The 25,293-nt window shown below is 62.6% G+C and carries 15 protein-coding genes and 1 pseudogene; 7 read left to right on the top strand and 9 right to left on the bottom strand.

The features are described from left to right. Nucleotides 1–82 precede the first annotated feature (82 nt). The gene (mobF, locus tag A7G45_RS24520) at nt 83–5,908 is read right to left on the bottom strand and encodes a MobF family relaxase (protein WP_071288461.1); all 5,826 of its coding nucleotides are present in this window, start codon (nt 5,906–5,908) and stop codon (nt 83–85) included. 292 nt (nt 5,909–6,200) lie between these two features. Here mobF and A7G45_RS24515 point away from each other — a divergent pair, with 292 nt between their 5' ends. From A7G45_RS24515 to A7G45_RS24505, 3 genes are all read left to right on the top strand, one after another. Continuing rightward, nucleotides 6,201–6,905, top strand: a complete 705-nt coding sequence (locus A7G45_RS24515) for a hypothetical protein (protein ID WP_162563270.1) — start codon at nt 6,201–6,203, stop codon at nt 6,903–6,905. Between the two features lie 140 nt (nt 6,906–7,045). Then, nucleotides 7,046–7,831 (top strand): hypothetical protein, encoded by a 786-nt coding sequence (locus A7G45_RS24510; RefSeq protein ID WP_162563271.1) that lies wholly within the window; start codon nt 7,046–7,048, stop codon nt 7,829–7,831. Beyond that, nucleotides 7,828–11,121, top strand: coding sequence for a DEAD/DEAH box helicase (locus A7G45_RS24505; protein ID WP_060998886.1), 3,294 nt, complete (start codon nt 7,828–7,830; stop codon nt 11,119–11,121). Before A7G45_RS24510 ends, A7G45_RS24505 begins: the two co-directional genes overlap by 4 nt. A 439-nt stretch (nt 11,122–11,560) precedes the next feature. Here A7G45_RS24505 and A7G45_RS24500 read toward each other — a convergent pair whose 3' ends face one another. The 5 genes from A7G45_RS24500 to A7G45_RS24480 form a co-directional block, all read right to left on the bottom strand. Next, nucleotides 11,561–12,307, bottom strand: coding sequence for a hypothetical protein (locus A7G45_RS24500; protein WP_226519087.1), 747 nt, complete (start codon nt 12,305–12,307; stop codon nt 11,561–11,563). A 133-nt stretch (nt 12,308–12,440) separates the two neighbouring features. Further along, complete coding sequence (locus tag A7G45_RS24495) at nt 12,441–12,653, bottom strand: hypothetical protein (protein WP_061003546.1); 213 nt, start codon at nt 12,651–12,653, stop codon at nt 12,441–12,443. Nucleotides 12,654–13,749: 1,096 nt separating this feature from the next. Continuing rightward, entirely contained in the window at nt 13,750–14,331 is a 582-nt protein-coding gene (locus A7G45_RS24490; RefSeq protein ID WP_226519086.1) for a metallophosphoesterase family protein, read from the bottom strand. 219 nt (nt 14,332–14,550) lie between these two features. Next, nucleotides 14,551–14,835, bottom strand: a complete 285-nt coding sequence (locus A7G45_RS24485; RefSeq protein ID WP_162563522.1) for a hypothetical protein — start codon at nt 14,833–14,835, stop codon at nt 14,551–14,553. 363 nt (nt 14,836–15,198) lie between these two features. After that, entirely contained in the window at nt 15,199–15,420 is a 222-nt protein-coding gene (locus tag A7G45_RS24480) for a hypothetical protein (RefSeq protein WP_260940839.1), read from the bottom strand. Between the two features lie 397 nt (nt 15,421–15,817). Between A7G45_RS24480 and A7G45_RS24475 the strand changes: the two genes are divergently transcribed. The 3 genes from A7G45_RS24475 (at nt 15,818) to A7G45_RS24465 (ending at nt 20,226) form a co-directional block, all read left to right on the top strand. Further along, nucleotides 15,818–16,417, top strand: coding sequence for a TetR/AcrR family transcriptional regulator (locus tag A7G45_RS24475; protein ID WP_260940837.1), 600 nt, complete (start codon nt 15,818–15,820; stop codon nt 16,415–16,417). Between the two features lie 505 nt (nt 16,418–16,922). Further along, nucleotides 16,923–18,542, top strand: a complete 1,620-nt coding sequence (locus A7G45_RS24470) for a sigma-54-dependent Fis family transcriptional regulator (RefSeq protein WP_260940830.1) — start codon at nt 16,923–16,925, stop codon at nt 18,540–18,542. Nucleotides 18,543–18,795: 253 nt separating this feature from the next. Then, a complete protein-coding gene (locus A7G45_RS24465) occupies nt 18,796–20,226 on the top strand; it encodes an aldehyde dehydrogenase (RefSeq protein ID WP_260940828.1) in 1,431 nt (476 codons plus the stop codon). 16 nt (nt 20,227–20,242) lie between these two features. On the opposite strand, the pseudogene A7G45_RS24460 reads toward A7G45_RS24465, so the two are convergent. Both A7G45_RS24460 and A7G45_RS24455 read right to left on the bottom strand, forming a co-directional pair. Next, nucleotides 20,243–23,086: pseudogene (locus A7G45_RS24460) on the bottom strand (MMPL/RND family transporter); the annotation flags it as partial. A 167-nt stretch (nt 23,087–23,253) separates the two neighbouring features. Beyond that, entirely contained in the window at nt 23,254–23,802 is a 549-nt protein-coding gene (locus A7G45_RS24455) for a hypothetical protein (RefSeq protein WP_260940825.1), read from the bottom strand. An 80-nt stretch (nt 23,803–23,882) separates the two neighbouring features. On the opposite strand from A7G45_RS24455, the gene A7G45_RS24450 reads away from it, so the two are divergent. Beyond that, a complete protein-coding gene (locus A7G45_RS24450; RefSeq protein ID WP_260940824.1) occupies nt 23,883–24,482 on the top strand; it encodes a TetR/AcrR family transcriptional regulator in 600 nt (199 codons plus the stop codon). A 26-nt stretch (nt 24,483–24,508) separates the two neighbouring features. Here A7G45_RS24450 and A7G45_RS24445 read toward each other — a convergent pair whose 3' ends face one another. After that, nucleotides 24,509–24,961 carry a hypothetical protein gene (locus tag A7G45_RS24445; protein ID WP_260940823.1) on the bottom strand — a complete coding sequence of 151 codons (453 nt, stop codon included), beginning with the start codon at nt 24,959–24,961 and terminating at the stop codon, nt 24,509–24,511. Between the last annotated feature and the right edge of the window lie 332 nt (nt 24,962–25,293).

Genomic DNA, 25,293 nt, shown 5'->3' with positions numbered 1-25,293 from the left:
ACAGTCGCGCTCACGAAGGTGAGTTGCGGCAGCGTGGGCGACTGTTCTACCGTGCGAAATTCGCCTGGAAAACCTACGGCGGTCAGTCGTCGGTGAGGTCGACGGTGCTGGCTTGGGTGCGCTGCAAGCCTTGGTTGTGGCCGCGAGTACGTAGCCAGTTGGCGTCCTGGTGCCGACGGTAGGCGGCCAGGTTTTCCGCACGGACGCGGTCGGCGTGCTCGAGCGCGCCGCGCAGTGGGCCGGTGAGGACGTCCGGGGTGACGCGACGCAGCTGGGCGATGACCGGATCAAGGTCGGGTGCGCCGGCGTGGCTGGTGGCCACCGACGGAGCGCTGGTCAGCGCGCGGGTCCAGGGCAGTTCGGCCGAGAGCAGTTTCATCATGCGGTCCGCTGGCTGTGGTGGCCAGGTGCGGGTACTGGTGTCGATGAGGATCAGTCCGGCATTGGCTTGTGCGGCGTGCTCAGCGAGGTCGGCGATCTGCTCGGGCTGGGCGGACTGGGCGTGGTCGATGATGATGAGGCCGCCGGCGGGCATGGCGCTGGCGCTGCCGCTGGTGAATTCCGCGTGGGCGTCGTCGATGGTGGTCGCGCCGTCGGCGAGGTTGTCGCGCTTTGCCGCTTCGGCTTGTTCCGCGGTGGGGCTGCACCACAATACTTTTCGGCCGGCGGCGGTAGCAGCGCTGTGCAGGATGTGCAGCGCTGTGGTGCGTTCGGCGTCGGGGTGTGCGTGCACGACGCTGACGGCGAACGGTAGTTCGGCGACGCTGCGCAGGGCCGCAGCAGTGGTATCGGAAGGTCCAGCGGTCGCGGTCGGGGCGATACGCAAGGCGCGGCTGCTCTGATGTTGTCCGGCGACATCAAGAGTCCGCATTTCTGTTGCTAGGGACGCACTTTGGGTGGCGACATGTTCGGCGGTCCGGGTTTCGGCGTCACCGAAAGCGGCGACGACGTTGCGCTCAGCGGCATCGAGGTGCTTGCGCACCAGCTGGGTGTCGTAGCGTGCTTGTTTGACCGATTCGAGGTCGCGGGCGTGCAGCTCGGCGACGAACGTGTCGACGTCGTGTCCGCTGATGATGTTCTGCGAGCCTCCGGCGGCCTCAGCGCGGGCGGCGTGCGCGGCGGCCAGTTGCGGCTGGTAGCGCTTGGCCGGTGTGGTGGTGCCCAGCCGCATTGCGGCGAGCTCGACCATGCCGCGAGCGGAGGTGATGTCGAGTTCGTCGGCGTCGGGATCGGCGCGCACCGCGGCAAGCTGGTCGCGGGTCCAGTCGTGGAACTTGAGGTCGTCGTCGTATGCCTGGTCGGCGTCGGCCCATGCGGCGATGACCTCTTGCACGGCCATCAGGTAGGGACGGTCGGCGTCGGCCCGTGCCCGCATGGTGGTGATTTGCGTGGCGGCGGCGCGCATTGCCGGACCGCCGAAGATCGCGACGTCGCGTTCGAGGGCGGCCAGGTCGGCGGTGGCGGCGGCGTATTGGTCGCGGAGCAGATACACGTTGGACACCGCGACGGGGACGACGGGGACTGCGGGTCGGGTGCGCGGCAGATCATCGAAGGCGATCGCTGCGGCATCTGGGGCTGGGTGGTCGTGTTGGTCAAGCCAGTGCTCGATGTCGCTCTGGGACAGTGGTTCTGCGGACATGTCGATCCATGGGGCCTCGGGGTCGTGGGGGAGAAGCTCTTCCTCTTCCCGGGACATCGGTGGATGCTCGGGCAGGGCGGCGCCGGCGGGGTGGGGGGTGCACAGCAGGTCCACGGTGTAGGTGATCAGCCGGGCGTACTGGTAGGCCGCGATGGTGCGGTCGGGGTCTGCGTCGGCGAGCTGTTCGGCCGCGACGTGCAGCAGGTCCGTTGGGGTCCAGCGGCGCGGATCGGCGGCGGTGATCGCGGCAACCAATGCGGGCCAGGCGGCGCCGGCGGTGATCGCTTGCGCCGCAGCAGAACCGAAAATGTTGTGCAGTTCCTGGGTCCAGGGCGGGCGCAGGTGTGCGTTGGTGGTGTCCAGGGTGGCGATCGGGGATAGTTCCCCATCGAGCCGGTACCAGAGGGCGGCGGCGGGAAGTTCGTCGGGCAGCGGGCCGGACTCGGCCGCGGTAGTGATCAGGGTGGCCAGGTCGGGGCGGCTGGGCGCGGCTTCAGCGAGGCGCGCGGCCAGTTGGGGCCAGTAGGCGTCGGCGCGGATGCGTGGGTCGATGTGGTCGATGAGCCGTTCCCAGCGGCGGGTATCGGGGTTGTGCTCGGCGATCGCTTCGACGGCGCATTTTTCGAGCAGAAGTTGAATCTTTCGGTGTCGCACCGCGTATTGGGGTGCACCGAGAATCCTGGTGTCTTCGGCCTCGACGCGGTGCGCGGCGCGGAACACCGCGATTTCGGCGGCAAGCAGCGGGTCGGCGGCCAGGACGGGTTTGGCCCAGGCGGGCGCGGTTGCTGGTGTCCAGGTGGCGACCTGCTGACGTATCTCGTCGGCCAATTCGGACACCAGCGTGTCGCGGTCGGCGAGGTAGGGGCCGCACTCCTCGAGGGCGGCCATCGGCTCGGGGATCGAGGGCAGCCAGCGCAGCGGGCCGATACCCGAGGAGTGCTCGCCGGTGATGTCCAACCGCCAGTCGAGCACCGCGGCCAGATCAGCGGCCGTGCCCAGCTCGCGAGCGCCCGCCGATTCACGGAGGGCGCTCGCGGCGTCACGTCCTTGTACAGCAAGGGTGGCCAGGTGTTTGCGCAGCGTGGGCCAGGCGGGCATGCCCGCCAGGTCGGGGTGGACCTCGTTGGCGGCGGCGTCGATCGCCGCCATGACGTTGGCGCCGGCGAGCGTTTCGGCGATGGAGCCCAGTGCGTCGTCGTACATTTCGGCGACCGCGCCGAGTCGTTGGAACGGATCTTGTGCCAGGCGGGCGGCGGTGGTGGCCGAGATTTGGGCGCCGTCGCGGGCCAGTGCCTTGGACAGTACGTCCACCGCGGTCTCGGGGTGGGTGGCTTTGGGTGCCAGTACGCGGTGCGGGTCGGATTCGGCGGTGGACAGGTAGATGTGGTTTTCAACGCGGCCGCGCGTGAGGGCGACGTAGAGCAGCTGACGAAACAGCGATCCCGCGCCGACGACGTGGCAGGCGTGTCCGGCGGTCAGGCCTTGAGCGCCGTCGATGGTGCAGGCGTACCCGAGGGTGACGTTGTCTTTGACGTAGCGGGCGGGCAGGTGCACCATCCGGCCGGTGCTCAGGTGCTTGGCGTTGATTGCGCCGTCGTCGAGTGTTTCGATGATCTGGAAGCGGTACCCGTTGCGGACGAAGTCGGTGCGGCTCAGCCGCAGATGCCGCGCGTTTTTGCGGGTCCGAATGATGTCACCGGGTGAGGCGTGCAGTAGGTCGGCGAGCACAATTTCGCGCCCATGCAGCGCGGCGGGGTCGGCCGCGACGAGGCGGTCGTGGCGTGCGCGGGCGTTGAGGGCATCGACGATGTCGTTGGTAGGGGCGAGCAGGACGCTGTCGCGCCCGGCGTCCAGATCGGCCGCCCACGCGCGGTATGCCATGTCGGCGGCGGTCTGTTCGGACCCGACGTGCACGCGCCCGTGGTCGATGTAGTACCCGAGTCCCATGGGGTCGCCGCGGCGGATCGCCAGTGTCGCAGCACCTTCGGCGGGCGAGACGAATCGCACCAACTCGGTCAGGGTCAATGCGTCGGTTTCGGCGGCGATGTCGCGCAGGACACCGCCCGCCGATACTGATGCCAGCTGCGCGTCGTCGCCGACCAGCCGCACGGTCGCACCCCGCGCGATGGCGTGCGAGACGACCGCTTCCAGCGACAGGGTGTCGGCTTTACCGGCCTCGTCAATGATCAGCAGCGTCTCGGACGTGATCTGGTCGAACCAATCCGGCGCGGTCCACAGCGAGCGGCCGGCAGAAAGGTCTGCGTACTTGGCGAGAGTGTCGGTGGGCGCGGACAAGTCAGTGGACAGTTCGATCGCGGCCGCGGCCGTGGGCGCCAACCCGATCACTTGGCCGCCGGAGTTGCGCCACGCGTGCGATAGCGCGGCCATCGCGGTGGTCTTGCCGGTGCCTGCCGGCGCGAGCGCCAGGGCAAGGCTTCGGCCGCTGGTCGCCATCTCCTCGACAAGGGCCACCTGTCCCGGATTGAGGGTTTTGCCCCGCGCCGACGAATCCGCCAGTGCCAGTTCGACATCGGCGGAACTGATGGCTCGGCCGGTCTGTTGGTGCGCGGCGGCGATGATGCGGCGTTCGGCGGAAAGCACTTCGGCGGAGGTGAACATTTCCGTGCCGTGGCGGGTGTAGACGCTGGCACCGTCGCGGCGCCGCAACAACGCGGGCTCGCCCAATTCGCCATCGGTGATCCGCGCGTGCGGCAGCGACAATGGCTCGGACAGCGCGGCATCGCTGATTTTCTCGGCCAAATCCAGGTCGGCGGCGTGACCGGTGGCGCGGATGATCCGTTGGGCTTCGGCGAGCACATGGTGGCGCTGCCAGGTCGCGCGCGCGCCCGACACGGTGGCGATGACTTCGCGTGCACGGTCGGCAATCCAGGTATCGGTGACGAGCTCGACCTGCTGGGCAGGGGTGGACAGCACCGCGCCGAGCATGCGGGTCACGGCGCGAACGTCGCCGAGCACCTCGACCGCCTGGGTGTACCAGGCTTGCCGTTGCTCGGCCTGCGAGCGTGGCTCATGTTTGGCTTCGCGGGTCTCCAAGGTGGCCTGTTGACCTAGGGCGATCGACTCGGCCATGGTCGGTTCGCGGCCATGTGCGGCGTGAAATTCTTTGGCCAGGTCGGCCTTGCGGGCGGTAATCATGGCCCGCCGCGAGGACATCGCTTCGTTCAGTTTGGCCGGGACACCGACGATTTCGCGGATCGGTCGCTTGCCGCGACGGTCGGGGGTGACTTCGTCGAATCGCACTGAGACCCGGCGCACAAGTTCGGCCTCAAGGCGGGTGTTGTAGAACTCCGAGGCCGCCACTCCGAAGCGGTGCAGGGGTTGGCCGTCGAGTGCGAGCCAACGTACGACGCCGTGTGCGTCGATGGTCGCGACCTTGTTGGAGATGGCCACGTGGGTGTGCAGATCAGGGTCGCCGGCGCGCGAATCGCGGTGGGTGAATGCGGCGCCGATGAAGCCCGTGGTGTTCAGTTGGGCGATGCCGTTGGTGCCCGATCGGGTCAGCGCGGCCTGGTTTTCGAGCCATGACAGGGTCTCGGCTACCGCTGCATCGTGTGCGGCTTCGATCTGCCGTGCGGTGTCCAAGGGGGCGATCGCCAACAACACCGAGACCGACTTGACTGGCGAAAAGGTGAGGTCGTAACCGGCGACCGCGGTTGTGCGCGTGCGTGTTTCGCGGGCGAGGAAGCCTGACAGTTCGCGGTCGTCGGCGGGCGCGCGGCCGTACTGCTCGGCGAACTTGTCGCGCGCGACGGTGGTGCGAATGGTGGCGCGCACGGGCGCGGCGATGGGGGTATCGCCGGGCAGCCCAGCCGCGTTGTTGTGCTCGCGGTAGGCCTTGGCCAGGGCGCGAAGAAACTCGTTGTCGTCGTCGCCGATGTAGAACTCGCGACCGAGTTTGGCGGCCTGTTGTGCCGCGCTGCCGTGCATTCCCCGGCCGGCGACGTAGAGCGAAATCGCTTCGGCGTTGGGGTGATAGCCCTCCCCGAATAGGGCTTCCATTTGTGATTCGGTGACCTCTGATCCGGCCTCGACGGTCCAGAGTTTGGCCAGGGTTTCGGTCGGTACCCAACGCGCTCCAGTGTCGGACAGCGAGGCTAGTCCCGAGCCAATCCAGCGGCCCGGTGATTCACCCTTGGCGCTGTAGTACTCCGAGAGGCTGGTCCGGCCCCGTTCGGTGGCATCGACAGCAGCGACCTGCCGGATCAGGTACTTGTACCCGTCTCCGGCGGTCAGTTTGTGCAAGGACATCACGGCCGCTGGTCTCCCATCAGGCCGGACGTTATGAACTGGGGCGCACCGGATTCCATCAACACCCAGGTGGTTGTTACCAAAACGTGACCTTAATGCAAGAGGTGTGTCGTTTCTGGTGGGGCTGGGAGGTACTTGAATTTGGAAACTGGAAAATTTTTTCTGTGGGGTAGCTGTGAACGGATCGGCTGGTTGGGGTCACGAAAAGGCAATGGACAACGACAAACTCACGGACGACGAAGTTGGTTGCGTTGCTGGAGATGGATTGCGCAGCGGCTCTAGGGTGCGGGCCATGGAAGTGAAGTCGATGGCGCCGGCGCGCCGGAAAATCAAAGAAGCCCAAGCCCAGGCGAACGCTGAGCAGACCAAGCGCGAGCGGGACAACGTCGAAGACGCGGCGGTGATCATGGTCGAGCTCGGCAAAATCACGGCCGTCGATACCTGGGAAGCCGATCAGCTGCGCGAAGTACAGGTCGAAGCCGAACGTGGCCGCGATGAGCGGCGAAGCGAAGCGGCCACAGCACTGCGTCGTGTGCAGGAGCACGGCGAAACGCTCACAGCGATCAGTGATCGAGCGGGCGCGCCGTCGGACGCACTAGGTGAGGTCGTGGCCGGCGCGGCCGCGGTCTGTTCGACCGCACTTACTGCGCGGCGCTTGCGAGGTGAGCAGCAGCGGCAGCGTTGGCGGCCATGCGCTTTTTCGGGGCAGATGTCGGTACGGGCGCTTAGGGTGCGGTGGTGCAACGGGCTTTGGGTCGACATTGTGGCTGGACCAGATCATCTGTCGCGACCCGTGTGCGCGATTCGGCTGCTTCATTCCACGTCGTGGCCGGACCAAGCGGTGGTGACGGTGCTGGCAACGCTCGCGTCGTTGGAGAGGCCAGCAAGACGAGAGTCTGCATCTGCAGTGATGGCTTCGGACCGTATGGCCCGGCGAACAGCGGTGCGTCATCGGCGCCAACTGAGTTACCGATATAGGTCGCGGTTCCGCAGATGAGGTGCGCTCCATTTCAAGCGGGTAACCGCAGTAGCCGCGGACGATTCGCTGCGCATCGCAAATTCGCACCATCGGGGTCTCATTACACTTGCGGAGGCGAAGGGGGTCGTAATCTCCGAGGGGGTAAATACGGAGAGGCGGTGGTCGTGGTTGACGCTGCGGTATACAAAGTCGATCACTGTGCGGTGCATGCGGCTGGCCATTCGATCGACGAGGACCGGGCTGATGCAATCGCCGCCGAGGTTCGCGCGATACTGCGTGACGACAAAGGTATAGAGGATGCCTATGGGGCACTCGCCGATCTGGCTAAGACCGATTTCCACACGGAGACCCTTCAACGAGTGCTCGCAGCTCCAGATTCGTATGACGAGTGGCGGGTCGGAGAGGCTCTAGCCGAGCACCATCTTGTCAACAACAAAAGTTGCAGCTTCCCGTGGCCTGACTGCCGATCGACGAGGAACCCGAACAGTAGTGGCGGAGGCGTCGACCTGATCGGCTTCGAGCATGGCGAACGCGTGAGATTTGTATTCGCGGAAGTGAAGACAAGTCATCAGCAGGCTTGGCCGCCGAGTGTCCTTACGAGCCGCTCACATGGACTTCACGCTCAACTCACCGGATTGAACGCCGGGGACCAACGGAGCGAGTGGGCCATTCGCTACCTTGCAATGAACGGGAACGGGCGCCCCTGGTTCGATGATTTTCGCTCAGCCGTCCGTACATATCTCGCCGATAAGCTTGACGTAGTCATTTACGGGCTTCTCGTCCACGTGGCCGCGCCCAACCAGGACGACCTTCAGGGGCAGGCAGTCAAACTTTCGAAGACTTTGAAGGAACCGACGACGATGGAACTCGTCGCGATCTACCTCCCAGCGGAGCTGCTCGTCAAGATCGCTGATGCGGCCATCGTGATTGAGACGGCAGCGTGACTATCTCGCAGGAATCCTTTGACCGACTCCAGTCGCACTGGGCCGTCAGCGCAGTCGGTGTCGAGCGAGTCGCAGCCGCGCACAAGGCAGCGACCGCAATGTATGTCGACGCAAACCTTGGAGCGCAGCTTAAGAGCGCCGCCGGTGCTGACCACAACGCATCGAGGTTGATCGAAGATGTCGCACTCGCGTATGAGCTCGCCGCGAGCGAGCGAATTGACGAACTGGCCAAGGCCTCAACCGTCATCCCCGGATCGCAAGCGGAGCTCGCGGAGGCAGCTGCTCATGAAGCTTTTGCGTTGCTACGTTCGCTTCCTCTGAGGACTGACTCTCTTGAGGAGCTTGTCCGACAGGTGCTTCAACTTGGTGCGCTCGCATATTGCTCAGACCGCTGGGCGGAGTTTCGTTCGTGGATGCGTGAGCGGGACATCACACCCGAGCGCTTTCAATCCTCCGGAACGTGGGATTCACGGGTTCTGAGCGATCTCGGTCAAATCTGGACCCGATTGCTGCGGAAAGACGGCTGGGCGGACCTGGAAGGTGTCGCGGAGACCGTGGGTCGATTACGCGCCGACCAGTTGGAAAACGAAGTGGAACTCTTTGCGGCGAAGGATCGTCCCGAGAATGTGCACGCGGCCGGCTGGCGACTTGTCGCTCTTTACCACTGGGCAAGGCTTTCGGAGCTGGTTGCCACGTACCTCATGCAGGGTGAGCCTGTAGACGTCTCGACGCAGCTCGACTTTCACTTTGACCGTGCGATCTCTGCCGCCCAGCAGTCAGCAGACCCTGCCTTTGTTGTCGTCCTGCAGTGGCAACGTGCAATGTCTCAGCGAATGGTGGCAGGAGCGCTGTGGTCGGTTACCAGAATCGGTCCGGAGATTAGAAATGTCGTCGCCACGGTAACCCGCCATCGCTCGATGTTCGAGATGCTTCCTCCACAGCGCGTCGCTATCCAGGAACAAGGGCTGTTGGACCCTGCCAGCGCCGCAGTTGTCGTCGATCTTCCAACAAGTGCGGGCAAGACGATTCTCGCTGAGTTCAAGATCGTTCAGGCCATCAGTCAGTTCAAGCAAGATCGAGGATGGGTCGCATATGTGGCCCCGACCCGCGCCTTGGTCGCACAGATCACTCGGCGGCTTCGGCGCGATCTCGGACCAAGCGGCATCCGCGTTGAGGAACTCACCGCTGCGGTCGAGATCGACGAGATCGAGGCCGGAATGCTGAGTGATTCGGTGTTTGATGTTCTCGTTGCAACACCGGAGAAGCTCCATCTCGCGATCAGAAACGCGGCGGTTGATCGCCCGCTTGCGCTGTTGGTCCTCGACGAGGCGCATAACATCGAAGATGCCGATCGAGGTATCCGCATCGAGCTTCTCTTGGCGACTGTGAAACGGGATTGCCCTCAGGCCAACTTCTTGCTGCTCATGCCATATGTACCGAACGGTGATGATCTGGCACGTTGGCTGGCTCCCCGCACAGGGAAGAGCATCAGTTTGGCCACTACACCATGGCAGCCAAACGACAGGCTCATCGGGCTGGTGTCGGCGACTGCTCCTACAAGCGGTCGCGGACGCGATTGGAGACTCGACTTCGAACCACTTCTCACCAGCGGTTCGTCGATGCGGGTTTCAGGTACGTACCAAATCGGGGAGCGACCTCAACTCGACCGGACCTATTCGGGGATCAAGAATGACCTTGGCAGACTTGCTGGAGCGTCGGCATTGACGTTGTCGGAGCGCGGAACCGCAATCGTCATCTGTTCAACCATTAGCAGTGTGTGGAATGTCGCTGGAGAGCTGGCTACAAAGCTTCCTCAATTAAGCGATCCTGATATCGCACTTGTGCAGCGATACCTCGCCACCGAGATTAGTGAGGATTACGCGCTGATTCGGTTATTGTCCCATCAGGTCGGGGTTCATCACGCCGGATTGTCTGACGAAACTCGGACTCTAATGGAATGGCTCGCCGAACAGGGGAAACTTCGAATTCTGGTTGCGACAACTGGCCTCTCGCAGGGACTGAACTTTCCCGTCTCATCGATTCTCTTAGCGAGTCGGAATCTTCCAAGTGGAAAATTCAGCCGGCCGATGCGTCCGCGCGAATTCTGGAACTTGGCGGGCCGGGCCGGGCGAGTGGATCAGGACAGCATCGGCATTGTTGGAATCTCTTGCAAGGAAGGCGATCGCGATTCGTTGGTGGAGTTCGTATCTGGGCAGGCCGGTGACCTGGTATCGCGGCTTGTGACCCTGCTCGACGAACTTGAAGATGCCGGTCGACTGCTTGACCTCGACAAGTCACTTTACAACGATCAATGGGCCGATTTCCGCAGTTACGTCGCACATCTATTCGCGCAAAAGAAGAACCTTGATGCGGTGCTCGCCGAGACGGAGTTGCTTCTGCGCAACACTTTTGGGTATTCCTCACTTGCCGAGTCGACTCCTGCGGAACGAGAGAAAGGGTTCAAACTCCTTGAAGCGACACGCTCATACGCGGCCGAGCTGGCACAGCACGTTGAAACGGCGACCCTTGCGGACAGTACCGGCTTCACGCCAGAAGGTATCCGTTCCGCCATGGGTGCGATGCGGGAGATGGACAGCGCGCTCGACGTTTCGGACTGGCAGCCGGATAGCCTGTTTGGTGATGTGGCGTCCAGTGCACTTCCAGACCTAATGCGGGTCATGCTGCAGCTTCCTCAGATCAGGGGCAGTATCGACGAACTCGGTGGAGTCGGGTCTGGGATTGGTGACCGGGCTGCGAAGATTGCGAGTGACTGGGTCGAAGGCGTACCAATCAAGTTGATTGCAGAACGCTATTTCGGCAACGCAGAAAGTCCAACCGCTGCGCTAACGGACGCAACTAAGGCGATCTATCGCAATCTTGCAACCGCTGGGACATGGGGGCTGACTGCCCTGTCCAAGCTGCCAACAAGCGGTATTGACTTCGAGTCTGTTTCTGAGTCGGACTTACGCAATGTGAATCTCTTGGGTGCGATGCTGTACCACGGTGTCAATACAGAGGCCGGCGTCGTTATGCGAATGAGTTCGGTCCCAAGAACTGCTGCGAACTCGCTAGGCGCCGAATTCGTGGAACGCCAGTCCTCAGCTCAGTTGCGGCCGTCAGAAGCCCGCGAATTCCTTGCCAGCCTTTCCGATTCCGATTGGGACCGGCATGTACCTCAAGGCGCACCGTTAGTGGGGTCTGATCTCCGGGAGCTATGGCATGTGCTCTCGGGAAGTTCAGGTACCAGCCCTGACGAAGCCATTGCCGCGCAGACGCCCTCCCCGCGCTGAAGGATCCTCGGTGATCCTGTAGATACTGTCGTTCGCTTTGCCACGTCGCTGAATGACCTAAGGCCCGCCGTTACCGGGTCACGAACTCTCGCAGGCGCAACGTGGCGAGGGGATGACAACGCGTCGACCGCCGGCAGAGATCAAAGGCCTTGTTGGTTCCCGCGGAAGGTGCTGTTTCCTTGGGCTGGCAGCGGTGCGATATCTCGGGGGCGGCTCGATGCCAATCGCGTTGGCCGCGACAACGGAGCAGCAAAGCGTTCTCGACGCTTAGGGTGAGGAGTTGGGATTCAGCACGCGGAGCACCTGGATCGCACCAGTCCTCAACGCGTTCCTGCCGGGTCGGAAGGACAGTTGAGGCAGGCGCCATCGGCACACGGTTTTCGCGGTCAACGGAAGATCATTCTGTCTTAGATCAAGATTACGCAGAGGGGAACCCCACTTATGCGGGCGCGCACGGCTCTAGAAGCTCCCGAATTAGACGTGCCGAACGCTGCGGGATGGGTGTGCCGGGGAAGTAGCGTGCGGTGAGGGACCAGACTTCGTGCTGAGAAGTGACACTCAGATAATCGATGAGGTATCGAAGGTCGTCGCGGTCCGAGGTGGCCCGGGCTGAAAGTGCTTTCATGGCCAACAGGTGGTCGGCGGGAGTTGGCATGACTTGCAGATGGGGATGGTCAAAGATATGTGGACCTTCGCCTGGTGTCCGGGATGCGTAGACCGACGCTTGTTTGTTTAGCCAGCTACTCGGCCATCGACGTCGCCGCGCGATGTCGCGGACCGCTTTCAGCACAGAGGTGTCCGGGCTGAACGCTGCGTCGATGTCACGCAAGCTCGAACAGCCTGGCGCGTAAGTCAAAAGCATTGTGGCACCACCGATCACATGGACATGCCCTACAACCGCCGCCTGTTCGAGGCGGGTCGCCAGGTCGGTCAATGTGGCGATGATGCCATCGTGGTCAAAGAGCGGCGCGGGCATGGGTGTTTCTCCGTCGTGGGTGATGTCGTAGCGGTCGACGTAGATGCCGCGGCGCCGGAACGCCGCGGGCGTCCCCACCAGTGCGTATATGCGCGCTGACGGCAGGTCGCTGACCCACCAGGCCGACCGTAGAAATCGATCAGTGGTGATCGTCCACAGGGGACTGGGTGTGCCGTAGTGGGCTGTCACGTCCTCGGCGGCTGCCGCCAAGAGTGCGTCGTAGCGCAGGTCGCCGGTGGTGGCGGGTTCGTCCTGGATCAGGGGCAGGGCGGCGCGGTCGGCTTCCGCCGCACCGCGGCGAAATTCCAGGAATATGCGCCAGCGGACTTGCTCGGATTCTGCCTTAGCGATCGCGCGCGACGTCGGTGATGGGGAGTGCGTTGGTGGGAGCGGCTAGGTCGGTACGAGCACCGCGGCGGCGCTGCACAGACAGGATCTCGGCGCGCGGGTATCCGGTCACACGTTCAACGCCGCGCGAGGACAGGATGCCGCGGGCCCGGGCAGCGGTGACGCCCCAGTAGGCCGCGGCCTGATTAACTGTCCACAGCTGGCTCACACCCCGAACATACGCGCAAAATGCGCGTATGTTCGGGGTGTGAGGTCTCATTGCCGAGTGGGTCAGCGTGCCGGATCAAACTGACGCTCGCGGACGGTTGTGGCTGTCGTGCAGCGGCTGGTGACCTCCCCACACAAACTGCGACGGTAAGCCGAAACTGATCCAGGGGACGGTCGCGGGGTGGCCGGCACCAACTGACCTTCTGCCAGTTTTCCGCGGAAAACTGGTGATTGCCATACTGCCATTCAACGGCAGACGGATACGACTACGAGCCTCCGAGGAGATCCACTACATCGGAGCCCAACTTTTGGTCGGACGCCATTGAGATCGCTACATCGGCGCGGGTCGCAAGCTGGAGCGGTTCGATGCCAAGCACGAGATGTGCGTGAGTCAGTCGGTCGAGTGTCGCTCCCACTAGGGGTGCGACCACCCGCAGAGTTGAATCCAGTACGTCGCCTCGGGTGGAACCGCCGTGCACAATAACGTTGCGGCAACGGTACATTCGGCGACGGGATGCTTCGACGTAGCCGCTGACCTGTTTCAGAGTCTTCGCCGGATCAGCCAGGAGGCTGTTCATCCGGGCTACGGCTGCGATGTCGCTCTGGAACAGTCTGCGCGCCCAGGGCGTTTTGGGGCTGGTGAAGTCAAGGAAGCGGGCTGCCAGATGTCGGCTGTACGGAGAGGCCGGATCCAGGCCAGGTGCCGTCACGCCGAGCCTCTCGCAGTATGAAAAGGGGCGTGACCCGAAGGTCACGCCCCTTAGGGGGCAAGCCGCCCCTGGTTAGTTCATGAGCTGGACTTTATCCAGCACGCCTACATTACCGCGGGGTGTGGCGAGCCGGATGCCACGATGTTGGCCATGACCGATGGGTGTTCACACGGGTAGTCGGCCTGCCACACGTTGGGTCAGTTTTCCGCGGAAAACTGAGATGCCAAGCAACCATCCGACGGGCGTCGTCTGCTTGGTTGTGCGCGTGGACCAGTAGTCATAGGGCGGCTTGTCATCAGCAGGCAGAGCAGTTGCCGGCGTTGCAAGCACGATGACACTGAGCCTGAAAGCGCCCTTCGGATACTGCAGTTCGTGCGCGCCGGTGCGCTACCGTCCGATCTCCACGGCCAGCTCCGCTGCCGACGCCGGACGTAAGTCCCAGGCTTCTAATGAGACGCAGATCGATCGCATAGATGATCGCCGTTGCGTGGAGTGTGTGTGTCCGTGGATCAGCCAGGTTCCGCAGTCGGGGAGCTGGTACTGGTCAAAAGACTTGCGCATGAGCCGATCCGGTGTTCCCGCGTACGGGAAATGGCTGAGCATCACTTGTTCGCCCTCGATCTTCGTTCGTGCTACCTGCTGCACACTGGCGAACACGGCGGCGTAGTCGGCGAAGCGCCGCTGCGCGTTCCGGTGCATCGGATGCGCGGGATCATGGTTTCCGGTGATCAGATGCATACGTACCGGTACCGTTGCCAATTGGGCGAGAGCAGATTTCATGCTTCCGACGCTGCCTGAGCAGATATCTCCGAGTATCCACAGCACGGCCGCATTGGGGTCGAGCCGGTGCATGGGTGCCAGCACCATAGCGTCGTGTGCGGCGACCGTGTCAAAGCCGCGCAGGGAGGCAAGCTTGGGATGCGCCAGATGTAGGTCGGCGGTGAAGTAGTGCATCAGTGGCTGGTTCATCGCCGTTTAGCTCTCGGCGCTGTGACTGTCATCGCTGGCGTGTGCATTTCGAAGAGCTCCGGGCCGGTGAGAGCCACGGCGCCCGCGGTATTTATCGAACGTGGCCGCCGCTCGGCTGTTTCGGCCAGCTTATGTATGCGGCGCAGCGGTGTGCGGGTCACGGTAGACATGCCTCGATAATGGCATTGGAAATTGGCATCCTCCAGCGATTTTTGCTCGCTACATCGAATTCAATTGTCCACCAATAAAATTCAAACTTAGATGCAGCCTGGCTCGCGGCTGGCTGCGTCCGGCGGGCGCGTGGCGCATGAACTTCCCGGTTGTTATCATTGCCGCGTGGTTGGCCCGGCTCCTGTTGAAGTAGCTGCATGACGATTCCGTCGTGTTCTCAAGAGTCAGCTCCCTCAGCACGGCATCGTCGACATGCTCAGGGCGTACCGACTTGTCGGACGACCCATAGCCGTGAGAAGCCTCTTCCTCGGCCTGTGATTTGGTGAAACCCACCGTTAGAGCGTAGGGCGGAGCTGGGGCTGCAACGTCCACTGCTGCGGGGATAGCTGCACGGAACCCGGGCTTTGAAGGGATGACGTCGCGCATGGGGTGTGGGCGGTTTGCACACGTGCGGATCGCGTTTCGGCGCCCAAGTTTGTGAACGGATTTGTGAACGAAACGCAGCGAGACGAATGGAACATGGTGAAACGGACCGTAACGCCGCGGAACGTCGAGTCGCTCTGACCTGCACGGCTGAGACCGTGCGGACGCTATGAAATGCGTACCGGGTAGCTCATAACCCAGAGGTCGCAGGTTCGAATCCTGTCCCCGCTACCATGTGATGTCGCAGGACATACGAATAGTCCCGGACCTACTTTAGGTCCGGGACTTTTTCGTTTTTGTGCCTTTGGGTGCGCCGGTGGGTTGGTAGTCCCTGGTGGGGTCGAGGGTGAAGTTGCGCAGGACTTCTCCGGTGGCGGCGTTGATGACGGTGATGTGGTGGTCGTGGGCCAGGATCAGGACGCGGGTTCGGTAGTGGTGGCGGCCGATGCCGATGTGGTGCAGGCGTCCGTTGACGCGCAGGGTGACCGCTCCCACTTGGTCGACGCGGTCGGTGCGGACGCGGTGGGGCAGGCTGCGGTGGGGTCGGCGATGGTTGTATTCGTCGCAGAAGGTTGGGGTTCACCCCGTTACGGTGAAGTTCGGTTCGTCGGCCGATGTCCATGGTGGAGGCTGGCCGGCGCAGGTCGCGGTTCGGGCCGCGAATCAACTGCACCTGGCACTTCAGTTGGCCGGACCCCATGAACTGACCAACCGGTCGGGGTCAGGTCACTGCAACTCACACTCGGCTGGCACGGCCGGGCGGACTTTGACTAATGTGGTCTGGTATCGACCTACCTTTGAGGACGGCTGCCATAACCATTGCAGGAATAGTGGCTCCATCGAATGTACGGTCGCTCGACCTCAGTAAGAACCTATAGCGGACCGGAGCAAAATGACCCAGCAGCGGTCTCTCGCGCGCAGCGAAAGACGCCGTGAGTACGTACTGGCCGCCGCGTTGTCGACGTTCGCGAGGGACGGCTATCAAGCCTCAATGGGTGATATCGCGCGCGCGGCAGGCATCACTCGTACGGTGCTGTACTACTACTTCGACTCGAAGAAGGAACTCTTTGAGGCGGTCTTCCAACAGGAACTGGCCGAATTGGTGAAGTACGTGGGCGTGGCCGCCTTAGCCGCCGGCGGCCCAATGGAGCGCGGACGAAACATACTGAGGCTGCTGCTGGAGTTCGCGCAACGCAAGCCCGATGCGTGGAACCTACTATTCCGACAAACCGACGAGTCCGAGCAGGACGTGTTCGAGGTCCGGTCGCAAACGCGAGCCGCGCTGAGGGCTACCGCGACGATGCTGTTGGCTGAGGATATACGAAAGGCCGGGTTCGCGGCTGATAGTCACGCGATCGAAGTGATTTTCGAGATGGCTTTGGGTGCTATCATTTCCGCGATCGCTTGGTGGCAATCCCACCCCGCCGTGGCAATTGAGGAAGTTGAAGAGGCGGCGGTCTTTATGCTTGCCGGAGCCCGTGATTGGGAATAGCGGCGGATCGCACATATTCCTCGTGACGATGATCCATCGCGATTGCCATTGCTCTTCTTGATCAGCGGGCCAAATATCCGCTCAGATTGCGCGGAGCGCTCATCAACAGTGCAGCAGTGTTTTCGACATCAGCCGTCCGCTGACCTCGGCGACGAGTCGTTGATAGTTCGAAACCCAAAATGCGCGTCAATACACCCACGACTGACGCATCCAGACGGCGGCCTTGCCTGACAAGACATTCATCTGATTCCTCAACTCGTTGGTTGGCCTAATGAACTGCGGCAGAAGCGACTTCCGCAGTCTGAGCCGGCGTGAGAGTGGCTTGTGTGAAGGTGCGGCTTCGGACTCTCCCCTAGAACGCATCCTAGACATGCATGTCTAAATAAGCTACCGTTTCCAGCGGCCGGTCTGCACCCTGTCGGGTGGAGCCTGTCGAAATGGCCACGCCCCACGCGCAGTCTTCGCGCAGGCCCGGGCATGCCGAGAGAGGCAGGGGTAGCTCCTGATGGACACGTTAGGGATGCCGACGAGGCCGGTGATCGCAGCGTCATGGCGCCGCGCCTCGCTGAGCGGTCTGCATCCGGGCATCCGCATCGACAGCTCCGGCCTCGCGGCGGTCAATCGTGGCAGCCGGTTGATGCAGGCGGCTGGGCCGGTCCTGGACGACGTTGCGATGGCGCTGGAGGGAACGGATTTCGTTGTGGCGCTAGCCGACCGGGAGCCGCGTCTGGTCGACGTGCGTTGCGGTCGGCCAGACATGCGGGTGCAGGTGGAACGGCTCGGCCTCGTCGCTGGACGAGCAGTCGGCGAAGAGGCGATCGGCACTAGTGCGATCGCAACAGCTGTCGAGGTCGGCGGCGGAGTGACGGTGCACGGGGAAGAACATTTCATCGAGTCGCTCAAGCAGTTCAGCTGTGTCGGGTACCCGATCTACCACCCCGCGACGCGCAGGTTGGAGGGAGTCCTTGACGTCAGCTGCGCCACGACGGAAATGAATCCATTGCTTGCGCCGTTTTTGGCTCGCGTGAGCCGGCAGATCGAGATGCGGCTGCTCGCAGCGGGGCGCGGTGGGGACCGGTTGCTACTCGAGGCATTCCAGTTGGCATCGGTTCGCGATCGGGGCTTGCCTGTAGTCGCATTGGGCATGGACGTGTTTCTGGCTAACGAGGCCGGAGTCGAGATACTCACCGCTGGAGATCATGCGGTTCTGCGTGATATGGCCCTCGACGCGTCCGGGATGAGGGGTCGTCCGCAATTGCTGCGATTGGGTTCGGGTCGAGTTGTCATGGCATCGGTTGTGCCGGTAGCGGATGGTGCGATATTCACCTTCGAAACAGCGCATCGAGGCCCTGTTGACATCGGCACGGTCCCGGCCGACCTCTCGACATCGGTGGCGGTGTGCGGTGAGCCCGGATCAGGATGCACGAGCGCCGCTCGCGAGGTGGTTGCCGGCCGCGGCAGCGCCAAGTGGGTGGACGCATCCGACATCGTTACGCACGGCGAGCGAGCATGGCTGAGCCAGCTGCATAATTGCCTGGCCGGTTCGGCGAATGTGGTTATCGAATCCGTCCATGTGATGCCACCTCGGATGGCGCGGTGTCTGGTAACTGCGATGCGAGAGACGGCTGCGCGCACTGTACTGACGAGTGTTCCTGTCGATCAGCTCGACGGTGAGATTGCCGGAATGGTGGCGGGGTGTATGGAGCACGTCGAGTTGAAACCCCTTCGGAGTCGGCGTGACGAAATTCCCGCGCTGGTCGCCTCGATTCTCGCCGAACTGGATGCGCCTCGCGAATTACGCTTCACCCCTGCCGTATTCGAGGCGCTTGCTGGTCAACCGTGGCCGGGGAATCTGCGTGAGTTGCGCACAGTCGTGCAGCATGTGATCGACACGAGAGGTGTCGGTGACGTCGCAGTGCACGACTTGCCCGAGCGATACCGCAGTCGAGCCCGCTCGCGTGTCTTAACTCCGATGGAACAAGCCGAGCGCGGTGCGATCGTCGTGGCATTGCGAAGTGCGGATGGCAACAAACAGGCCGCCGCCGCGCAGCTCGGTATTAGTAGAACGACGCTGTACCGAGCGATCCGGCGCTACGGAATCGTCGCTCCGGTGTCCAAAAGTTGAACGCTGCAGGGCCTCTCGTGGGCGCCTGATTCGGATCCGAAGTGCGACTTCTGATCGAACACGGTAGCTGGACGGAACGAGTGTCATGAGCCGCGATAGGTTCGTCGATACCGCTCCGATGTGTTGATCGGCGCCGTTACGACTGTTTTCGGGATAACCCTCGCGAAGGGCACTGTCCAGAAATACAACATCGCGGCCTTTCGATCCACGGCACGATCGGTGAGAGTCAACCGAGCCGGGTGGAGCTAATCGAGTGTCAACGACTATCGAGCACGACGGCCTTTTCATCGATGGTTCGTGGGTTGCCAGTGATGGTGCGCAGCGGATCGAGGTCGTCAATCCGAGTACAGAGCAGCGCCTCGGTAGCGTTTCAGCGGCATCGACAGCAGACGTTGATCGTGCTGTTGCCGCGGCGCGGAAGGCTTTCGTCGAGTGGTCAGCGAAGAACGCCGACGAACGCGCCGAGCTGCTCAACCGCCTTGCCGACGCCCTTGAGAAGCGCGGTGCGGAAATTGCGCATACGGTCTCGAGCCAGAACGGCATGCCGATCGTCGTCTCGACCGGCCTTGAGGCTGGCTTTCCGCCACTGCTACTGCGCTACTACGCCGGGCTCGTCTCCGACCAGCCGAGCGTGACCCGGCGTGCCGGCCTATTTGGAGGCGAGATCGACGTCGTCCGTAAGCCGATGGGCGTCGTCGGCGTCATCGTGCCGTGGAACTTCCCCCAGACTCTCGCAATGACGAAGATCGCCCCGGCTTTGGCTGCCGGTAATACGGCTGTGGTCAAGCCGTCACCCGAGACCGTGCTGGATGCCATCTTGTTGGGTGAAGCCATCGCCGAGGCCGAACTGCCGCCGGGCGTGATCAACATCGTGCCCGGCGACCGTGCGATCGGTGCGCACATCGTCAGCCACCCAGGCGTCGACCGGGTCGCCTTCACCGGGTCGACCGCGACGGGACGCTCGATTGCTGAGGCCTGCGGCAAGCTGCTGCGTCCGGTTTCGCTTGGGCTCGGCGGCAAGTCGGCAACGATCGTGCTGGACGACGCAGACGTTGCCGGTTCGATGGAGGAGTTCTTCAAGGCGACATTGTTGAACAACGGCCAGACCTGCTTTCTTGGTACCCGGGTACTGGCACCGCGTGGCCGCTACGGCGAGATCGTTGACATTCTGGCCGGGTTGGCGCACGTGGCGACGATCGGCGACGCGGTCGACGAGTCGACGATGATCGGTCCGATGGTGTCAGCGCGCCATCGCGAGCGGGTCGAGGGATACATCGAACGCGGCAAGACAGAAGGCTGCCGACTGATCGCGGGCGGCACGCGTCCCGACCGTGAAGGCTGGTTCGTTGCTCCGACGATCTTCGCCGATGTCGCGAACGACAGTGTGATCGCGCGGGAAGAGATTTTCGGCCCGGTGCTCGCTGTGATCGCTTACGACGATGTTGACGACGCAGTCGCGATCGCAAACGACTCGCCATACGGGCTGGGCGGTACCGTGTGGTCGCAAGACCGTGACCGCGCCCGCGCGGTAGCACAGCGGGTCGAAACCGGAACGGTCGGTATCAACGGTTACGACTTGGATCCAGCAGCCCCGTTTGGCGGTGTAAAGGACAGCGGTATCGGCCGCGAGTGGGGACCGGAGGCGCTCGACAGCTACGTCGAACTGCAGTCGATCTACCTGTAGTGCCTAGCTGCCCATCTCATCCTTTGGCCGGCCACCATATTCTGCGGCCGAGCAGTACGGAGATCGCTGGGACGGTCAGTGTGCGGACTACGAAGGTGTCGAGCAGTAGGCCGAATCCGATGATGAAGCCCATCTGTACGACATTCTGAATCGATGCGGCCATCATCCCGAACATGGATGCGGCAAATACCATGCCGGCTGAGGTGATCACCGATCCGGTGACCGTGACGGTACGGATTGTGCCCAGGCGCATGGATTTTGTGGATTCTTCACGCAGTCGTGATACGAGCAGCATGTTGTAGTCGGCACCGACCGCAACGATCATCACGAATGTCATGGTGGGGACGGCCCAAAATATCTCCTGGCCCAAGATGACCTGGAATAGCAGCACCCCCGCGCCCAATGTGGCGAGATAGGTGAGCAGGACGGTGGCGATCAGGTAGAGCGGTGCGATCACGGCGCGCAAGAGTAGACACATGATCACCGTGATGATGATCAGGGTGACTACAACGATTTCTTTGAGATCGCGCGACACGGTTGTCTGCAGGTCGGCGTTGAGTGCGGGGAAGCCGCCGACGCCAATTCTTGCCCCGGCGAGTTCGGTGTTCGGTCGAGCCTGCTCGCCGACCATCTTGAGTGCCGTGACGACACCCATGGCTTCGGCGCTGTAGGGGTTGATGGTCGATTGGATGAGGTAGAGGGCCGACTTTCCGTCGGTGGTGATGAATCGTGCTGCGGCGGTGGCGAAGTCGGGACTGTCGAGCAGCGATGTAGGTACGTAGAACCCCGAGGCCGATGCCCCGGCGGCGTCGTGACCGATGGTCTGCAGGAAGGCTGCGGCCTGGGTCATGGCGGCCGTCGTGTCGCGCATTTGCCCTGCCAGCTCTCGTGCGCGTTGCCCGAAGGCTCTCATGAGCTCGGGGGTAGCTCCCATGGTCTGCAGTTTCTGCAGCGATCCGTTGACTCGGTTGTATTTTGCTTCCAAGGCCGGGAGCTGGTTCAAATATGGCTGGACTCGGTCAATGGCGTGTGTCAATTGTTCGGAGAACTTTGACACAGAATCCTGCTGTGAGACATTTCGCAGCAGCGACCCAATTCGCTGGATATCGGCAAGGACCCCATCGCGGTCCATAACGGCTAACGAGGCAAGCCAGCGTCTGAGCTGTTCACAGTCAGGGTTTCCCGCGCACATCGGATTCGTGTCGAGAGCGGCGCTGGCACGGTTGATGGCGTCGAAGGCGGACTTGGTGTCCGCGACAATCGAGTCCATTGGAGGCGCCATATCGTTGAGCTTTGCGACGATTCGCGCGGCCTCGCTGAGATCGCGAATAGCGGGGCGGTAGTCGCCTAGCTTTCGGGAAAAGTCCTTGGCACTGGACAAGATCTGCGGAACAGCTCGTCGAAGCTGTTGAAGGTCGGTGTCATTGAATTCTGTCATCATGGTGGACACGACCCCGGCAATCGCCACCATCTGGTCGGCCTGGGGTTGCAGTTGGTCGGAGACCTTGTCGTGCGCACGGCTCAGCTGCTGGCCCATGGTTCCGATTTGCCAGGCGAGGGTGGCCTGGGTGAGTTTGTTTCCGTCCGGTCGCGTGATGCCGATAATTTTCGAGACTCCGGGAATCTGGGACATTCTCTGCGCCATTTGGTCGAGGTCGGCCAGACCCTGCGGGGTGCGAAGGTCCTTGTCGGCGGTCACCATGACGAACTGTGGAATGACGGTATTGGAGTCGAAGTACTTGTCCAGCAACTGGTAGCCCTCGCTGCTTTCGGTGTGCAGATTCTTCAGCGCGGCGCGGTCGTCATATCCGAAACGGATCTGTGTGGCGAAGCCGACCAGCGTCGCGAGAATCAGCAGACTGGACATCAGGGTCAGCACCGGTCGACGGACCACGAGGACACCAATACGGTGCCAGTATCGGCGGGTCAGGTCGCGGCGCGGCAATCCCCAGCCACGTTTGGATGCCAGTGCAAGAACCGCCTGAGCCAGGGTGATGTTGGCCAGAAAAGCGATGGCGATAGCGATCGCTATCACCGGTCCAACGGACGCGATCATCTTCAGCTTCGCGGTGAGCTGCGCAAGGTTCGCTATCAAGACGGTCGCGGCGGCCGCCAATGTCACCTTGCTGATGGACCCGCTGGCGTGAGCCAAGGCATCGATGGGCTCCTCGCCCGCGCGGATACGTTCGTGATACCGGCTGATGAGGAACACGGTGTAGTTGACGCATGCGCCCGCCATGATCGACGTCATCAGCGCCGAAGCCAGCGGTGACAGCGACAGAGCACCCGTCGTACCGATCGCGGCGACAACGCCTCTGGTGACGAAGATCGACACGGCCATAACGACTATTGGCAGGGCAGCGGTAAACACGGACCGATAGACCATCAACAAGATGGTGGTGATCAGCAAGCCCACGATGGCACCGATCACCACCAGGTCCTTCACGCTCTGATTGGCGATATCCGCGCAGGTCGCACCCGGCCCGGTCACCTTCGCGGTGACGCCTGAGTCCTGAAACGACTGTTGGATCGTCGATCGCACCCGCTGAATGGCGACGAAACTCTCAGGGGACGCCAACTGCCCTTGCAGCCCCACCATCATCAGCCAAGCGTGGCCGTCCTTGCTCATGGCCTGTTCCCTGAGCGCAGGGGTACTTTGGGCCAACGGATTGCCGATCAGGTCCTGAACGAATCGAACGGCAGCGGAATCTGCTCGCAGGCGTTCGACGGTGGCGCGATAATGGATTTGCGCTGACGGCGAGAAGCCATTGGGGCTCGTCATCACGACGATCACCGAGTTGTCGAACCCCTCCTGGCCGAACTTCTTGCCCATCTCCAGCATCGTGGCCATCGCCGGAGTATCGGTCGGCATCGGGGAAACCGCGTGGTCGCGGGCGACCTGCTCCAGTGGTGGGAACGCGACAGCGAGTACAGCGCCAAAACCCAGCCATACCAGGACAACTCGTGCACTGTATCGGGTGATGAAGCGGCTCAGTCGCTCGAACCGGGTGCTGTACTGATGCCCCACTACCGGGCCTGCCGCGATTGGCCAGTGCCGTCGTGGGCGGGCGGAACGGGTATGAGCGTCGGAATCGTCAGACTCGGCATTGCCGGCAGTCCAGGCACAGCGCTGGTATCCAGCACCATATAGCTGATGCTGTAGCCACCGCCCGTGCCGGGATCGCCGGTCAGTAACACCACGTAGCGCGTGCCCACATACGCCTCCTGGCCGAGTACACGCTCCCGCTGGTAGCCGGCGTCCAGCAACAACCGTTCGGCTTCACCCAGGGAGTTCATCGCAATGCCCGTGACCACGAGGGATACGGATTTGTCCACCGGTCCTGGTCCCATGCGGTACAGCCCGCGGGGAACGGGGACCTCGCGTGGGAAACCGGAGGAGAGTACCGCAGAAGGGGACGGTGGGGCAGGCGGCGATGTCACCGGTGCATAAGTAGGCAGATCGACTGTGCCGGTGAGGAAGTCGCTGCAGCCGGCGAGTGTCACCGCTAACGCGGCCACCACCACGTTGACGCCACAGCGGACGGAGTAGATACCGAGCACGCTTCGATGTGACACATTGCGACGATATATGTGTCAGCATGTCAAAGTCTATAGTTAGCGGTGCTGTGGCGGGATGTGGTGAGGAGCGCCGGTTGATGAGTCGCAGTACCTACGATCCGCCTGCCGATTCGGCGGGTGCGCAGAACGACGCAATACTCGCGGCCGCTGAGGAAGAATTCACTCTGTTCGGTCTGCGGCGATCCAGCGTCGAGGAGATGGCGCGGAGGGCCGGAGTCAGCAGGAGCACTCTCTACAGGCGGTTCAACGACAAGGAAGGTCTGGTCGTCGCCGTCATGAACAAAGTCGGCGACGATGCGGTTACCGAACTGGAGAATGCGGTCACCGGCTGCGGGCCCGCCGATGCGGTAGTGGAGGCGTTCTGTACCGCGGTCCGCATTTTCAATACGCGGAAAGTGCTGCGCCGCTTGCTGATCGGTGGCGAGGCGGCACTGCCTCATGAACTCGTGCGGTACGTGGAACGAAAGATGACCGACCTTCTGGTGAGTCACCTCGCCGCGCTCCTCAAGGCCTCCGGGTCGACGAAACCCGACGAGGACCTGCTGATCATTTCCGAGCTGCTGATGAAGATCAGCTTCTCCTATCTGGGGAGCCCTTCCCGCTTCGTGTCCTTCGACGACCCTGATGCGGTCCGGGCCTTCGCCAGCGCGCACCTTGCGCCGCTGGTGGCGCAGTAACCCTGGTGCCGGTGCGGCATTCTCGGTTACCAAGCCGTAGTCCCGCGCGGTGGGAGCCCCACGCGGCCATCACATTTGGAGTGCAGCACCGCGACCGCGTTGTCCACGTCTTGCACCATGTCAGCTGTTGGTTGCCCGTAGTTGGCTGAATCTTGCAGGGTATGCATGCCGGCCAGCAGATCGCGGGTGTCGGACCGAATGTCTGGGCTTCCCCATACGTTCGGGTACCAGAATGTCGCGAAGCCGACGGTGTTGAGTAGTGGGATCACCCGGTTGTAGTAGCTGTTTAGTCGGCCGATGTCCATGGGGCCGGGATTGGTGCGCAGCGGCTCGGCGAGCAACGCGATGCGGGCGCCGTGTGATTCGACGAGGTCACACCACGAGTCGTAGGCACCAGCAGTCGGTGCAGTACCCAATCCGGCCACTGTCACCGCGCACAAGAACGCGGCGCCAGCGGATCGCTGGAAGACGGCGTTCATCGGCGGCTCCTGTCCTAGCGTGCGATTCTGTGCGGTCCGGGTCCGCGTGACCCGCACCCGACGGATACCACAATAGTTTGCTGAGTACTCGATGGAAGTGTCCAGAATCTGAACACCCCAGTAAGGGGCTGGTGTGAAAATGTTGGCTTCGATATTTGAGGATTGCCACTTCTGAGGCTCTGCCATGCTGTGAGATACACAGCATGGCAGCCGAAGGGAGGCTGTATCGATCAGTTGCCGGCGCTGACCCGGGAGCATGAATTGTGGAGAGTCCGTTGCCGAACGTGGTTGAGCGTCAATCCGGCCACCGTGCCGACGGTGCTACGGGGCGC

It is taken from the genome of Mycolicibacterium llatzerense, from assembly GCF_025331195.1.
In the GTDB taxonomy this organism is placed as follows: Bacteria; Actinomycetota; Actinomycetes; order Mycobacteriales; family Mycobacteriaceae; genus Mycobacterium; species Mycobacterium llatzerense.
The sequence above is the reverse complement of the archived record's forward strand: the minus strand, read 5'-3'. Positions and strand labels throughout refer to the sequence as shown.